At 62.1% G+C, this 13917-nt stretch carries 18 protein-coding genes; 14 read left to right on the forward strand and 4 right to left on the reverse strand.

The annotated features are described in order from the left end of the window. Positions 1–28: 28 nt before the first annotated feature. On the reverse strand, positions 29–1732 hold the full coding sequence (locus OG570_RS00135; protein ID WP_326955123.1) for a hypothetical protein: 1704 nt from the start codon (positions 1730–1732) through the stop codon (positions 29–31). A gap of 252 nt (positions 1733–1984) precedes the next feature. Here OG570_RS00135 and OG570_RS00140 point away from each other — a divergent pair, with 252 nt between their 5' ends. The 4 genes from OG570_RS00140 to OG570_RS00155 all read left to right on the forward strand — a co-directional run bounded on the left by OG570_RS00140 (position 1985) and on the right by OG570_RS00155 (position 4369). After that, the gene (locus OG570_RS00140; protein WP_326955124.1) at positions 1985–2578 is read left to right on the forward strand and encodes a hypothetical protein; all 594 of its coding nucleotides are present in this window, start codon (positions 1985–1987) and stop codon (positions 2576–2578) included. A 177-nt stretch (positions 2579–2755) separates the two neighbouring features. Then, the gene (locus OG570_RS00145) at positions 2756–2992 is read left to right on the forward strand and encodes a hypothetical protein (protein ID WP_326955125.1); all 237 of its coding nucleotides are present in this window, start codon (positions 2756–2758) and stop codon (positions 2990–2992) included. 8 nt (positions 2993–3000) lie between these two features. Next, positions 3001–3507, forward strand: coding sequence for a DUF6879 family protein (locus OG570_RS00150; RefSeq protein WP_326959814.1), 507 nt, complete (start codon positions 3001–3003; stop codon positions 3505–3507). Positions 3508–3541: 34 nt separating this feature from the next. Further along, positions 3542–4369 carry a helix-turn-helix domain-containing protein gene (locus tag OG570_RS00155; protein WP_326955126.1) on the forward strand — a complete coding sequence of 276 codons (828 nt, stop codon included), beginning with the start codon at positions 3542–3544 and terminating at the stop codon, positions 4367–4369. A 10-nt stretch (positions 4370–4379) separates the two neighbouring features. Here OG570_RS00155 and OG570_RS00160 read toward each other — a convergent pair whose 3' ends face one another. Beyond that, positions 4380–4781, reverse strand: a complete 402-nt coding sequence (locus tag OG570_RS00160; RefSeq protein WP_326955127.1) for a hypothetical protein — start codon at positions 4779–4781, stop codon at positions 4380–4382. A gap of 175 nt (positions 4782–4956) precedes the next feature. Here OG570_RS00160 and OG570_RS00165 point away from each other — a divergent pair, with 175 nt between their 5' ends. Genes OG570_RS00165 through OG570_RS00185 form a run of 5 tightly spaced genes read left to right on the forward strand, consistent with a single transcriptional unit; the run spans position 4957 to position 8263 of the window. Next, on the forward strand, positions 4957–6105 hold the full coding sequence (locus OG570_RS00165; protein WP_326955128.1) for a radical SAM protein: 1149 nt from the start codon (positions 4957–4959) through the stop codon (positions 6103–6105). Beyond that, entirely contained in the window at positions 6102–6680 is a 579-nt protein-coding gene (locus OG570_RS00170) for a 3'-5' exonuclease (protein WP_326955129.1), read from the forward strand. Before OG570_RS00165 ends, OG570_RS00170 begins: the two co-directional genes overlap by 4 nt. After that, entirely contained in the window at positions 6658–7308 is a 651-nt protein-coding gene (tmk, locus tag OG570_RS00175; RefSeq protein WP_326955130.1) for a dTMP kinase, read from the forward strand. Before OG570_RS00170 ends, tmk begins: the two co-directional genes overlap by 23 nt. Further along, on the forward strand, positions 7305–7661 hold the full coding sequence (locus OG570_RS00180) for a hypothetical protein (protein WP_326955131.1): 357 nt from the start codon (positions 7305–7307) through the stop codon (positions 7659–7661). The genes tmk and OG570_RS00180 overlap by 4 nt, the downstream gene beginning before the upstream one ends. Continuing rightward, a complete protein-coding gene (locus OG570_RS00185; protein WP_326955132.1) occupies positions 7658–8263 on the forward strand; it encodes a hypothetical protein in 606 nt (201 codons plus the stop codon). The genes OG570_RS00180 and OG570_RS00185 overlap by 4 nt, the downstream gene beginning before the upstream one ends. A gap of 46 nt (positions 8264–8309) precedes the next feature. On the opposite strand, the gene OG570_RS00190 is transcribed toward OG570_RS00185, so the two are convergent. Together OG570_RS00190 and OG570_RS00195 are read right to left on the reverse strand one after the other, a co-directional pair. Beyond that, positions 8310–10736 (reverse strand): serine/threonine-protein kinase, encoded by a 2427-nt coding sequence (locus OG570_RS00190; RefSeq protein WP_326955133.1) that lies wholly within the window; start codon positions 10734–10736, stop codon positions 8310–8312. Between the two features lie 28 nt (positions 10737–10764). Further along, complete coding sequence (locus OG570_RS00195; RefSeq protein WP_326955134.1) at positions 10765–11784, reverse strand: hypothetical protein; 1020 nt, start codon at positions 11782–11784, stop codon at positions 10765–10767. A gap of 123 nt (positions 11785–11907) precedes the next feature. Here OG570_RS00195 and OG570_RS00200 point away from each other — a divergent pair, with 123 nt between their 5' ends. From OG570_RS00200 to OG570_RS00220, 5 genes are all read left to right on the forward strand, one after another. After that, positions 11908–12363 carry a hypothetical protein gene (locus tag OG570_RS00200; RefSeq protein WP_326955135.1) on the forward strand — a complete coding sequence of 152 codons (456 nt, stop codon included), beginning with the start codon at positions 11908–11910 and terminating at the stop codon, positions 12361–12363. 179 nt (positions 12364–12542) lie between these two features. Further along, on the forward strand, positions 12543–12920 hold the full coding sequence (locus tag OG570_RS00205) for a hypothetical protein (protein ID WP_326955136.1): 378 nt from the start codon (positions 12543–12545) through the stop codon (positions 12918–12920). A 6-nt stretch (positions 12921–12926) separates the two neighbouring features. Next, complete coding sequence (locus OG570_RS00210; RefSeq protein ID WP_326955137.1) at positions 12927–13187, forward strand: hypothetical protein; 261 nt, start codon at positions 12927–12929, stop codon at positions 13185–13187. Further along, a complete protein-coding gene (locus OG570_RS00215) occupies positions 13184–13372 on the forward strand; it encodes a hypothetical protein (RefSeq protein WP_326955138.1) in 189 nt (62 codons plus the stop codon). The genes OG570_RS00210 and OG570_RS00215 overlap by 4 nt, the downstream gene beginning before the upstream one ends. A gap of 100 nt (positions 13373–13472) precedes the next feature. Further along, positions 13473–13646 (forward strand): hypothetical protein, encoded by a 174-nt coding sequence (locus OG570_RS00220; RefSeq protein WP_326955139.1) that lies wholly within the window; start codon positions 13473–13475, stop codon positions 13644–13646. The last annotated feature ends 271 nt before the right edge of the window (positions 13647–13917 follow it).

The following is a 13917-nucleotide window of genomic DNA, read 5'->3' on the forward strand; positions in this document are numbered from 1 at the left end:
CTCGCCGTGCCAGGCCGACACGAATTTTCTATACCGCGGTAAGCGCAAAGTTTTGGTAGCGCCACCGTTGAGCGGTCGCGTGCGCTCGCTCGACCACCTCAGCCACCTCCGGTATGGGCGCCGTCTTATCCCGCAAGCGTCTCTGGATCTTTTCTTGCAGCGTAGGCCAGAGTTGATTAGCCAGATCCACCTTACTGGGTTTGTAACTCCATCGCTCCCATACATTCTTAATATCGGTCTTCTGGTTTGCGGTGCCGTAGCGGGCACGCACCTCCGACAGCCGCTTCACAAGCTGGTCACGAGTCAACCCGTTGACCGTCCGATGAATCGCCGTGATACCGTCCGCGAGTTCATCGTCGTCAAAGTGCGCGAACTCGTAGCACGCCGCACTCCAAGTATGAATATGAACCAGAAGATCTAGCTCTTCTTCGACAGTCTTAGCGCCTTGCGCCTTAAGAACGTCTCGAATCTCGGAAAGAATATTGGCACGGGTCTTTGCAACTTTACCAGGCGCGAAATAGGCCCCCTCGGGGTCTGCGGCTACCATCAGGCAAGTTGGCGGCTTGAGCAAATCCCAGTGCTTGTCACCTTTGCGGCCAGCTATTAAGGGGGCGGCAGCGAGTGCCGCCACTTTTTGGAGATCTTTATCTGCGCCACCCAGCTTCAGCAAACGCATCAACTCAGGGGCGTCACGGTAACCAAGTTCAGACCAAATCTTCGGCACATGCACTTGCTCGCTCTCCCCTTCAACCGCTAGCACGACGCGCGGATGAGGTGAGATCCCAAGGCTGACGAGATCTTCATCGAGGTTGGTATCACGGTGACTGATCCGCTCAACTAGGGGATGAAACGCCATCGACGGAATCTCGGGCAACTCGGGCACTGCGGACTGTTCGGCGAGGTCTTCGTAAAACAGGAGCAGAATCTCAGCTGTTTGCCGAAGGTCCATGGCACCAAGGGCCGCACCTTTCAAGTCCTCCCACGACTTCTTTGGCGCTCGGCGGGCTAGCCTGCCCCACGAGCGCCCCAACGGATCGATGGAATGGGCGAGCAGCAACAGACGTTCAGCATCGTCCCTCGCCTGCTCGCCGCTGTAGCTCAGCACGCGACTGACTTCGACAGGGTTGAAGGCGTCGCGATACTGCTCCCATACTTCAACCTTAACGTTCGAGAGATGAACCCACTCGGGATCGAGTTTCGGCAGGTAACGCGCCTCAAGCGCCGTTGCCATGGTGGCAATCCGCCTGAAAGCGTCAGCTTCCTCCACGAGCCAGGAATGAGGGGCAGGCAACACGTCTTGAAAGTCATCGCCACGCCGGCGGTACCGGCGATGCGCCAGTAGATCCCTTAGCTCCCACAAGATGTGCAGCTGGTGCCACGAGTAAATGAGGCCATTCCACCAGCGCGTCGAGAAGTGAGGGTGGCGAATAAACGGCAGCCGCGGCCGGAATGGCTGCAGCCCAAGGTCGTACAGGCCACCATCCTCACGAGCTTCGCGCATTGCCCACAGGATGCTACTGCCCCCGACGGGTTCGTCGATCTTCGGTAAGGCTTGACTGGGAGTTCGCCGATCTTGAATAGAGGCGAACGGGATCAGGAGCCGGTGGCGGTATAACTCACGCACGAGTTGCGCATTCAAATCGAAGCCGCGCGCCTTGGCTTCGTCAACGAAACCTTTTAGGTTGAGCGGATGGCGTTGCGTGAATACCCACGGCGATGCGAGGGCAACCATAGTCGACATGGAAGCCGCCCGAGTGAGGTTCCGTGCCGATGAGCCGCCTGGCGAGTGTTGCGTCACACGTCTACTCTAAGTCATCTCCTTCAGATGTGCGAATTATCACGACATCCACGGGTACACTGCAACTCTTTCAAGACTGGAGTAGGCAGCTGCAGCCTCATTCGCGACACACGGCGGAGACAAGCCAACGGTAAGGCTGACGTGAACTACCCACCTCGCCCTACCCCAAATTACTCCGAGGAACCAATGACAACGACTCTCAGTACGATTCTTGTCTCAGCCCTCACTTCCGGCGTTGTGGCGTTAGGCATCGAATGGCTGTTCAAGCCACGCCTGGAAGCTCGGAAAGAACGACTGCTGGAGCTACATCGGAAGCGACGCGCATTTGAAGCGCAGATGGCTTCAGTTCTGGTCAACACTGCTAAGTGGGCCGGCTTGGGGATGCCGGACAGCATGTCGGAGACGGTGGCCGCGCGGCTCGCTGACGACAAAGAGACGGCCGGACGACAAATCGAAGAGGCAGCAGCGGCCATGAACAACGAGCTATATGACGTGGCGGCCGCCTACCCGACGCGACGCATACGAGACATCATCATCCGCTATATCTTCGCCATGTGGCTCGTGCAGCAATCAGACCGGACGCAGGAGGTCAAGTGGGAGATATTCGCTGACCTAACACAGGCTGCACACACGTGGCTGTTCAGTCGGGCTTGGCGAGTGCGCTCGCGTGCCAGGGCGATGTTTCACCTCATGAAGGCGCTCGACGAGTTGTCGGGGAACGGCGTAATCAAACCAGACACCGGGCAGATCGAACCTGACTCAGCCCACGTCGATAGCTGAGCGGGCGACGACTTTGACCGAGTCGGGAGGTCTGCGGACCTGATGTCATACACCGCCTCCGCACGTCAGGCCCATGATCAATCAACTCCTGGGCGTCACCGTTGACGGGTGCGCCACCCTCGGTCACCATGGACTAGTACAGCGCAATATCCGGCACATTGCTCGCAAGGAGGCCTCATGCGCGCTCGGTTCCTCGGTAAAGACCCTGACTCGCAGGTCGACAACTCGCCCACGCTGTTCGCCACCGACCGGACCGACCGGGTGACGTACATCGCCCAGGGCTGGAAGGTGACCGATCCTCAGTTGCTCGCCGACGTCGGCCCGGTGCCTGACCACGAGACCCTGATCGAGATTCCCGAAGACGTGCTGAAGTTCTACGCACGTCGCTACGCGCAGGAGGAGGGAGAGCGCTGACCGAGCTCATCAAGCCAGGGCCGGAGTTCCGGCAGCTCTTCCACACGTTCGAGCACACGGCCTTCCGGCTGGAGACGTTCGACCAGTACGACGCCACCTACGAGAACGAGTCCTTACGCAAGTACCTGGCGGGCGAGCCGGACGACCTGCCGTGGATGCAGAGCTGGCTGACCATGCTCGGCGAGGCCACGGCAGCCGGGCGGACCTTCGCCCGGGTGCGGGTGGTGACGACGCCGCTCAACGATTACAGCCGCTTCGGCGTCTGGTGCTCGCAGTTCACCGGCGGCGCTGGCGAAGACATCCGCTACCTGCCGCGCGACCAGGCCGGCGATCTGCCGCAGCACGACTACTGGCTGTTCGACTCGCGCAAGCTGGTGCGGATGCACTTCGACGAGCGGATGGCCTTCCTCGGCGGTGAGGTGGTCAACGACCCGGCCGAGATCATCCAGCACAATTACTGGCGGGATGTCGCCCGGCATCACGCGGTACGACGGGAAGACTTTGCCAAGGAATAAGGCCACTGGTGCCTCAAATGTCCACGAGGCACGCTTGGCGCTAGGCGGACGGCTCCGCGAGCTGCGCGAACAAGCCGGGCTGACCGGCAAGCAGCTGGCGGAGTCGCTCGGGTGGCAGGCCTCGAAGGTCTCAAAGATCGAGAACGGCAAGCAGACGCCGAGCGTCGCCGACATCGAGAGCTGGACGCAGGCGACTGACAGCTCAGCCCAGACGCCGGCGCTGCTGGCGTCCCTGCGCACCCTTGAGGTGCAGCACGCCGAGTGGCAGCGCATCTTACGCGGCGGCATCCGGCCCCGTCAGAACTCCCTGGCCGAGCTCGACCAGAAGACGCGGCTGTTTCGCGTGTTCGAGCCGACGGTCATCCCGGGCCTGCTCCAGACGTCGGAGTACGCCCGCGCGCGGTTCGCGGAAAGCATCCGTATCTTCAAGCTGCCTAACGACATCAACGAGGCGGTCGAAGGGCGCATGAAGCGCCAAGACATCTTCTACCGGCCCGACAAGCGATTCCACTTCATCCTGACGGAGGCGGCACTACGCTTCCGGATGTGCTCCGCAGGCGTCATGCTCGGGCAGCTCGACCGCCTGGTGTCACTGTCGGCCCTGCCCAACGTGAAGCTTGGGATCATCGGGTTCGAGACGCAGTACACGGCCTCGCCCTGGCACGGCTTCTGGCTGTACGACGACCAAAAAGTCCTGGTCGAGACGTACTCGGCGGCGCTCAGCCTGGCCCAGCCGCAGGAGATCGAGCTGTACAGCAATGTGTTCGGCGAGCTGTCGGCTGTCGCCAGCTACGGCCGTTCGGCAAGGGCCATCATCACCCGCGTGATCGACGAGCTGGCTTCCGGCGACGCCGAAGCGTGAGGGCGCGCGTTTAGGCTCCCGCGCCGAGGTGCTGCTCAATGAGGATGACGTCCTGCTTGTCCTTGGGACGCCCAAACGCCCGCTTCCACTTCAGGACTTCGGTAAGCGGAGCGAACGGCACGCCGTCGATAAGGTCGGCCATGGCAACGAGTTCTTGGATCGTCGGGTTGTAGTCGCCGTACTTCCAGCTGTCATCGGCCTCATAGATGCCGCTGGCGAGATGGACCTTGCCGCAACTGGTCGCCTTCTCTGTCCAGCCAGCGGCCCTGAAGTGCTCGTAGAGCTCGGTGGTGACGAAGAGGTCGACGTCGGCGGTATCGCGAAGGCCATGGGCTGCTAACGGACCGGCGCCGAACACTACATACTGGTGCGGCGGCAAGTTGAGGGCTTTGACCGCTTCAACGATGTCCATCGCGCCAACGTAGCGAGGGCCGCGGACGTACGTACCCCCGCTGGCTCGGCATTGCCCCGATCGCGCGCTGATCTCGACCTTGCGAGCAATACCGAGCAACTTGCTTTTCCGATGCGTGACGCCGCGCTTACTCTCCTGGCACCCAACCCGCTGACCAGGGAGAAGCGCCGTGCCAATGCCCGTACCGCTCCTCGATGCCGACCAGATCGCGCGCCTATCTGAGCGTGCCCGGGAGGTGGTCGAGTACCGCAAGAGCGGCCTGAGCCTGAACCACATCCAAGGTTGCCCGCTGGGATGTGCCTACTGCATCCGCCACACCTACGGCCTGTGGGACGAGAACCAGCCGCGCGCCCTGATGACGGACGCGGCGGCCGTCGAGGAGCTGGTAGGCCACCGTTACTTCCAGCCGCACGTCACGCCGATCCAGTTGTTCAACCGGGCGACCGAGCCGTTCTTGCCGAAGGTGCGGCCGCATACCTTTGCCGTGCTCGAAGAGCTGGACGCGCGGGAGCTGACCAACCACGTCCTCGTCATCAGCCGGCATCAGATGAAGCCGTACGACATCGAGCGACTCAACCAGCTCCGGCATGTCAAGGTGACACTGCTGTTCACGTACTCGGGCATCGACAACCCGAAGATCGAGCCGTACCCGTCGCAGGTCGCGGCCGACTCCCTGAAGCTGATGAGCGTGCCGCAGCTGCGCAGGTACCGCACGGTGCTGTACTGGCGTCCGCTGGTGCCGGGTCTCAACGACACGGACGAGCACTTGGCGGCCGCGTTCGAGCTGAGCCAGCATGCCGACGCGACGGTGTTCACCGGCTTGTTCTACCGCGACCAGATCGCCGACTACTACAAAGCCAACGGCATACCTGAGCCCTACGAAGACACGGCCCGCCGCAAGATCGTGCCCGAGACACTGGAGCGGCGCGTCCTCGATGCCTTCTCGAACTCGTCGGCCTTGTTCCGCAAGACGTCGTGCGCGGTGAGCTACGCCCACGGCCTGCCGGACTACAACGGCCACTACGGCATCCGGGAGCTGTGCGACATCTGCCCGCTCTCCCAGCTTGAAGTGTGCGCGGGCGCCCACCGTGTGCCGACGCGCGAAGACGTACACCAGATTGCCCGCGTGTTGCCCGAGGCCGACCACCTTCAGGTCGTAGACATCACCGAGCGGGCGGCCGTCGTGACGGGCCTGGCCGTGGAGCAGCCGCGCTACTTCCTGCAACACGCGCTGGGGTTCCAGGTCCACGACGCACGCCACCCGCACCACGCGAACCGACACGGCCGCGCGGACATCGGATGGAAGGAAGTCGCCAGCTCATGACGGACTGGAAGAGTCTTAGCTACGTGGTTGTCGATGTCGAAGGCAACGGCCAGCAGCCGCCCGATCTCGTGGAACTGGCGGCGGTGCCGATCGTGGCCGGCGTGGTCGCGGAGGCGTCGAGCTGGCTGGTGAAGCCGGACCAGCCGATCTCTCATTTCGCCCGCCGGATTCACGGCATCAGCGACGAGCAGGTTGAGGACGCTCCGGTGTTCGGCTACGTCGAGGCGGACGTACTCAAGGCGCTCGACGCCTCGGCGCTCATCGCCCACAACGCCCATGTCGATGTCGGCGTACTGCAGCGCAAGCTCGGCGACTGGGAGTGCCCGGAGGTCTTCGACACGCTCAAGCTGGCCCGGCGACTGTTACCGGGACGCAAGACCTACAAGCTCGGCGCGCTGGTCGAGGAGTTCGATCTCGCCCGCGGTCTTGGCGGGGAAGACCAGCCGCACCGAGCCACTTACGACGCCGTCGTCACAGCCCGCCTGTTCGTCCACCTGGCAAGCCGGCGAACGCTCGAAGAACTGCGCGACCAACCAACAGGAGGGAGCCAAGATGACACCCCGGCACTCTTCTGACCGCAGGCACGGCTTGTTCGTCAGCGTCGACGGACCGGGCGGTGCGGGGAAGACCACGATCGTTCGCCACTTGGCGCAGATGCTGGTGGCGAGCGGTGAGCAGGTGCACGTCACCGCCGAACCATCGACCAGCGCCATTGGACAGCTGGCCTCCGAACTGACGCCGACCGTCACCGGGCACGCGTTGGCCTGCCTGTATGCCGCTGACCGCTACCACCACGTCGAGTCCGAGATCCGGCCACGCCTCCGGGACGGCAATATCGTGATCTCAGACCGCTACCTCGCCTCGGGGCTGGTGGTGCAGCGCTTCGACGGCGTCGACCCGGTGTTCCTGTGGCAGCTCAACGAGGAGGTCGAACGACCGGACCTCACCGTCATCCTGGAAGCCGATCCCCAGGTGATCGCCGAGCGGCTCGGCGAGCGCGGCCCGCATAACCGCTTCCAGCTGGCTCCCGGCAGCAGCCATGCCGAGGTCACGTACTACCGGCAGGCCACCGAAACGCTGGTGGACGCGGGCTTTGAGGTGCTGCGGGTGGATTGCAGCAGCCGCCCGCCCGAGCAGTCCGCGGCGGTCATTTGCGACCGGCTGACGGCTCTCCTCGCCCCAGGCGAGGCGCTGATCTCATGAGCGAGTCCATCACTGACGAGGACGCGGTCCGCCGCTACCCCGAACTCCAAGCTCTGGTGACCGCCCGGCAGGCCGGCTGGGTATTCCGCGCGCTGCACGAGGACGACGAGCCGGTCGGCATCGCGGGGAGCTACAGCCGTCAGCAGTACACCGACGCTCTGTTCATCTTCGACCGCACCAATGTCAGCGCCGCCCGCGTGCTCGACGAGGCTTACGGCGGTGGGTGCGTCTGGTCCAAAGAGGGTTCCGACCTGCCAGAGGTTGTCCACGCACTGCTCGGCTTACCCGAACCCGGCCAGCCGGGAGCCCCGGCGCTGGTTAAGCGCTCTAGCCTGCTGTGGACTCCCCGATGAACGCGTCCGTTCAGGTGCACGGTGAGCTGCCGGTACACACCGAGATCCCCCGGATGCGGGAGGAGCCTCGCTTCTGTGACTCGCTCGACTTGGTGGCACTGCCCACGGCAGTCTCGGTCGCGCGCATGTTCGTCGCGGACACTCTCAGGCGGTGGCACGCCTTGTTCATCGAGGAACATATGGAAGTAGTGGCCGTCGAGATGGTGTCGCTCGCGGTAGCGGCGACCGGGCCATCCGAAGCCACGAGTTGGTCAGCCCTCACCGAGCTCAGCCCGATCCGGCTGCAGCTGCTTGGCTACCAGCGGCACATCGTCTTCGAGGTTACCGACACGCACACCGAGGCTCTCGAACTTGCGGGCGAGGCGCCGCCAGACTCCGGCCTCGGTCTGGTCACGACGCTCGCGAGCCGCTGGGGTTCTGCAATCACGCCGCGAGGCCGGGTGAACTGGGCTGAGCTGGATGTCTATGAACGGACGGAGGCTGGCCTGCCACGTCGTGCGAGCACACCTTCGCCCAAGCCGCCGGCTGTCACGGGTGGGTCACTGCCGGAACATGACTATGACTTTCTCCAGCGAGTCCACAACGGGCTGGGGCGGCTGTAAGCCCAACAGTTGTGTCATGGCGGCAATGCTAGACAAACAGGAGGCCCTATTGTTGTAGGCGCCGTCGCGCACTCCTGCCGCGCTTCGACGGCGGCTTCGGCACATTTTCGATATCTATCTGCCCCTCACTCCCAGGCAGCAGGAACGACTCATCAGTTTGGCCCCAGTTGTCGATATTCGAGGGCGAAGACTTAGCAGTAGCCCCGGCTGCTTCGAGCAGAGTTTCAAACATGTCGGTTGCGGTTTGCGCCGTAAAGGGCGGAACCACTTCAGGCAGAGCGAGGCGGGGGAGGGTCATCTCAGGGCCATCGAACCAGGAACGCAATGACGGCGACGGAGACCGACCGCGCAGGGCCGCAGGTTCAGCGGAAATGACGATAAACGCCGCGAGCAGCTGACCAGCTCTTTCACCGCGCGAAGGCGCCCGGCGTTCAACTAAGACGAGTCTCGGGTTTGAGGAAGCAAACGTGAACTCCTCATATTGCGCGCCATCTAGGAAGCGCAGCGGCGCCAGCCGCGCCTTACCCCACCCGATCAGACCACCAACTGCAGCGGCAGGACGGGCCTTCTTATCCGATAGGCGCCTAAAGACTAGGGTTGGGGACGATTGGATGTTGAGCTGCGCGCGCAGCTCCTGGCTGACCCATTGGCGCTCCTCGGACGACCGGTGTAGCACGACTGCAACCGAATGCGCCCCGTCGTACCCTCCTCCTCCATAGCCAATCTCGCGAAGGATGCTGTCAACTTCACCCGAGAGGGCGCTTGCTGCTGCGGCGTCCTGGTTAGGCGCACTAAATCGCGGCGCCGGCGGAACGTTAGCCGAGACTGACGACTCAGGCGAATGGCCAGCGGTTCGCCAGCTGCCGCCAGGAGCTGGCGTTGACGTGGCCGAGGGCCGCCGAAGCTTGCCTTGCGAAGCGTCTGCAAACCATGTAACCCAACGATCTAAAACCTGGTCTGCTTCTCCCGGGGCGAGAAAAGTGAAGGGCCACGCTATTTTGAACTTCCCATACATGAGGCCGGTCACGACACCTGAGGTTAGCTCTGAAAGCCGCGCCGCGCTGTCTGGCATGGCAGCGATTGGCAGGTAGTGGCCTGGAGGGGTGTAAATTCTGCCTGTTGAAGTCGACTTTACCCAGAAGTAGCCATTGTATCCCAGACTGGGATCTCCCATGCTGTCAAAAGCCTGGTCGAACGAAAAAGCAACTTCATACCAACCGTATTGTCCCTCGGTCTGAGCATCGCAGAACCAGAGCGAATGCGCCCGGCCGGAGTAGTCAGCCTGCAACTCGAACGAGTGTTCATGGACACTTCTACCGACCGCGAGGTAGCAATGAGCAATGACGTCGAAGGGCAAGGCAGGTGACCCACTATCTAGCGGAGCCTGTTTACATGGCTTGGATAGCACAATCGAAGCGTTACCAAGCCGCAGAGTCCAGCCAAGGTCCGAGATCTCGGTCACATGGCAGGTTGGCGCGTTTTCAACGATCGTCTCTCTGAGATGATTACTAATCTGCTCCCATTGCACGGTTGCAACGCGGAACAGCTCCTCTTGCTCTATACGGTGCTGGCTTGCTAGCTGCCCCTGCCAGGCGGCTTGACCACGTCGCGCTGTCTCGGCGAGGTGTGCTGCCTGCAGCGCACTCATGCCACCCGTCGTCACCCGAGTCTGCCCCGAAGTCGCTCGAGCTTTTTCCTCTTGCAATCGCCTCAAGAGGCGACCGGGCGAAGGTCTCGTCCCCGCGTGTTTGTACAAGCACTCCGCGATAACGGTGGCAAGCGATGATGAAATCCCCGTCAAGGGCGGCGCCTCAGAGGCAAGATGCTGCTGCCTCAGGTCTGTGCCCGTGAAAGGCCTAGAACCCATCAGCAGCTCAAAAGCGATAACGCCGAACGCGTAAACGTCGGTCTCGGCGGCTGCGGTTTCGCCACGCCACTGCTCTGGGGCAGCATAGTGCGGCGTCATGCCATACCGCCTCGTATGCATTTCCGTGGCGTGATCAGCGTGGCGTGCAATGCCGAAGTCCGAGAGGCTCCACGCACCGTCAAGGTACAGCACGTTCTCAGGCTTGAGATCACGATGAACAATCCCCGCGCCGCCATCCGCCGTTCGAGCCTGTGCCAATCCGGCAAGGGCGTGGGCAATATCGCACAAGATGACAAGTGCCTCATCTTCAGGCAATGGCCCGCCTGCAGCCTTGATGTGATCGCGGAGCGATCTATCGGCCTTGGGCATCAGCATCGCCAAGTGGGTTTCGGTGCGGCCCGTGCCGAGCACCGGAACCACGTTGGGAACGTCGAGGTTGCGCGTGATCGTCAACTCCCGAAGCGCGCCGTCTGCTATCGGCACGAGCTTGATCACATGGGGCTCACCGTCTCCGCAGGTGGCGATACGGACCTCGCCGGCACCGCCCGAGCCGATGACGTCGCCCAGCTCCCAGCGATCTTCACCGCCAATCAACACGCTCACCATCGCTATGCCTCCTCTGCGAACGGCGCTCCTACCACAGGCCGTCGGGCGTCGGGCTGTTAACGACCGTCGGCCCGTTATGCCGATGACGCTCGGCGACCGCCCGCACCTGCGGGTACTCCTCCCGTAGGAGTCGCTGCAGCCAGCGATTTGTTGCAGAGTCGCTGTCGAGAATGGCAAGCAGCAGGTGCAGCTCACTAACCACGAGCCGACCGTCACTGATCGCATACTCTGCGGCGAGCTGCACGTCGGATCGCTCTAGCCATGTGAACGGCACGAAGGGTTCATGATGCCGGTCGTCGCCCAGTGTTGCTGCCAACTGCTCGCGGATACTGACCGCCTGCCCGATATGCGTAGCTTCGTCGAAGCACTGGGCCGCCCGTTTGCCGGGTAGGTCGAGGAGTGTCACCAGCAGGTCGGAGGTATAGAAGATACGGTTCTGAGCCTTGCAGGCATCGCGGACGAAGTTCAATGCTTGCTGAAGCTCGCCGGATAGTTCGACGAGATGAGCGAGGGAATTCCCTTGGCGCGGCGGACGCGGTGGGGTCGCAAGCTCTACGCTGACTCCAGGGGAAGAGGCCGCGCCTGCGGCGACCTTGACCATACGTTCAGCGATCTGCTCGATGGCCTCGTCCAAAATGCGCTGAAGGCTCCGCATCGAGGCGCTACGGTCTCTGCCATACTTAAGCAATAGCCAGTCGCGTCGCTGCTGCAGACTGCTTCGTCGAAGCACTACGGCTTCTCTTTTAGTCGATGCGTTGAAGCTGATTTCAGCAACTTCCTTCGACCAATCAACATCTTCCGGTGATACTGGTCGGTGAGCGCGCCGAGGATACAGATTCTCAATGTAGCCAATCAGGTTAGACCATACGATGTTTCGAACCGCTTCCAACCCGCTTGCTAAGTTGATATTCCAGTGTCGCTGTAGCGGGCTCCACTCGCCCTTAAGTCGATCAACAAGATCGCTGCGCCAGATGCCATGACCCTGCGCCAATGCTCGCAGGCAGCGGTCGATCTGCTCATGGTCACCAGTCAACGCGAGGTTTTCCACGGCGCCCTCCTCGCAGCTCAACAGCAAAGCAGAAGCAGTCTAGCACCGCAGCGCCCCACCGATGACTTTGACAAGAATCGCTGGCGAACCGATACTTGTCTTAAGTTAATAGGTAACCAAGCCATGGGCGAACTGCCACCATCCCCGGAGAGCGGATCTGAGGATCAAAATAGGCCTAAGCGGCGGCGCAAGTTGCCCAACTCAAGGGACGACCGACTGACCCTTGAGGAATTCGAGGAGGCATGGTTCGCCCTTTCTGACGTAGAGAAAGCAGAGAGATTCCCTCGAGCAGCCGATAATCCTTATGTGTCCCCATTTCCGGATCGCGCAGCAGCGCAAGATTTACTGGGCGAAGACGAACCCAACCGCTTCATCCCGACCAGTGAAGAACTGCCCGAGATGCAGGCTTGGGAAGAACAAAACCGACAACGACTTGCGAAGATGTCCAAACGATGGGCTCGAAATGCTCGATTTGAGGCCCTGCAGGAGCTCCGCGCCCGATCCGCTCGCGAGCGGATCGACGCGATCTCACTAGACGTCCCGGAGAGCACCGACCCCGAGGACAGCACGGAGTCGTAGCCCGGCTCGTGAACCGTGGTCATGATCTTGGCCAGTTGAAGGCTCTGAGCTGCGGCAACACAGTGGTCACGTTCGAGGCTCGTGCCAAATTGCAGCCGCACGATCCCGTGACCTGTCTACTTCTCGGTGTCAGCCGGACGTCAGCGCAACCAGCGCAGTTCGCAACCGAAGGAGACAAGATGGACAGGTTCCAAGCAGCCACCGAAGCATACGGCCGGGTGGTCGGCGGCCACCTCGGGTCGCAACCGGACGCCGGCCTCGCCCGCAGAGCGCCGAGCTCTCCGGCCCGGCGGGTTCCCGACCCGGTGAGCTATTCGAGCGACGTGACCGAGCGCGACCGCTACTACCGGGCCGCCTCGACGCTCCACACGGGCGGCGAACTGGTCGAAACCGCCTTCGACCGGGTCGAGGAGTCGGACCAGCGGATACAGCGAGCCCGTGACCGCGGGGTGTCGCCCCTGACTTTGTCGCTCATGGAGCGGATGCACGTCACGTACGGGGCGAGCTCGAGCTACCTGATCGACGACTATCTCAACCGACCTTACGAGCGGTGGTGATCCACCATGCTCACGGTCGCATGCGTCGTGGCGGTGGTGCTGCTCATCGCCTTCAACATCTGCCTGCTCGGTTCCTATCGTTATGATTTGCAAAGGCTGGACCGGCGGATACAGCACATTAAAGCTGTCTCACGAGAGCAGCAACGCAAGATGACTCGTTTCACCGAGCACCAGCTGAATGCGCTCTGGAACCGCGCACAAGCAGATGTCGATCGGGAAATTGTGCGGGCGCGGCAGCGCAATCGCGCGCAGGGAGGTTCGCGGTGAGCAAATCTTCCAAGTCACCGCTTGCCGCCATGCTCGGCAAGTTCCGCTCGGTCATGACAGCCATCTTCGTCCTCATATTCGGGCTCGGCGTGGCCCACGCGATGCCCGTACAACTGATCTACGCGCTGGGCATCGTGTCGGCGCTGTTCTTGATTCGCCTCTACATGGAGCGTAGGCGGCGCTAGCAGCATTCGCACCGCACGGCCCATCTTTCATCCACAACATTCACGCCGGGGCGGAGCTATGCCCTGTGGCGGCTCTGCCCCGGCAGGAAGGAGGCCCAAGATGCCTCGAAGAACCCGTAAACAGCTGGTCGAGAGAACCGAAGACGAGGACATGGCTCGCCAGGAGCGAGAGGTGGCGTACAAGACCTGGGCGTGCGAGCTGGCCTGCCAATGGCAGGACGGGCGACCGGTCGCCGAGGCCGGCGCGGAGCCGACTCCGGCCGGGTTGAGCTAGTCCCGAAATCCGGGTTCATGCAATGGCGCAGCGTGTGCCGAGAATACCGGATTGTTCAAAATCTGTCGTCAGGCGTTTTGCCATAACGTCGGCCTACCGTTCGGCTTTTGTTCTGGTTAAACGCCTCTAGGTTGAGGCATGAGCAGTCGAGATAATAACAAAGTCTGAACGCGCCACCAGGCGCAGCGAGTAGAGAGTCCCTAGGAAGTTCTTCTCCGCAAGCGTTGCACTGGTGACTACGTTCAGGTGTTTTACACATCAACGACCTCGA

This window comes from Amycolatopsis sp. NBC_01286, assembly GCF_035982555.1.
Lineage (GTDB): Bacteria > Actinomycetota > Actinomycetes > Mycobacteriales > Pseudonocardiaceae > Amycolatopsis.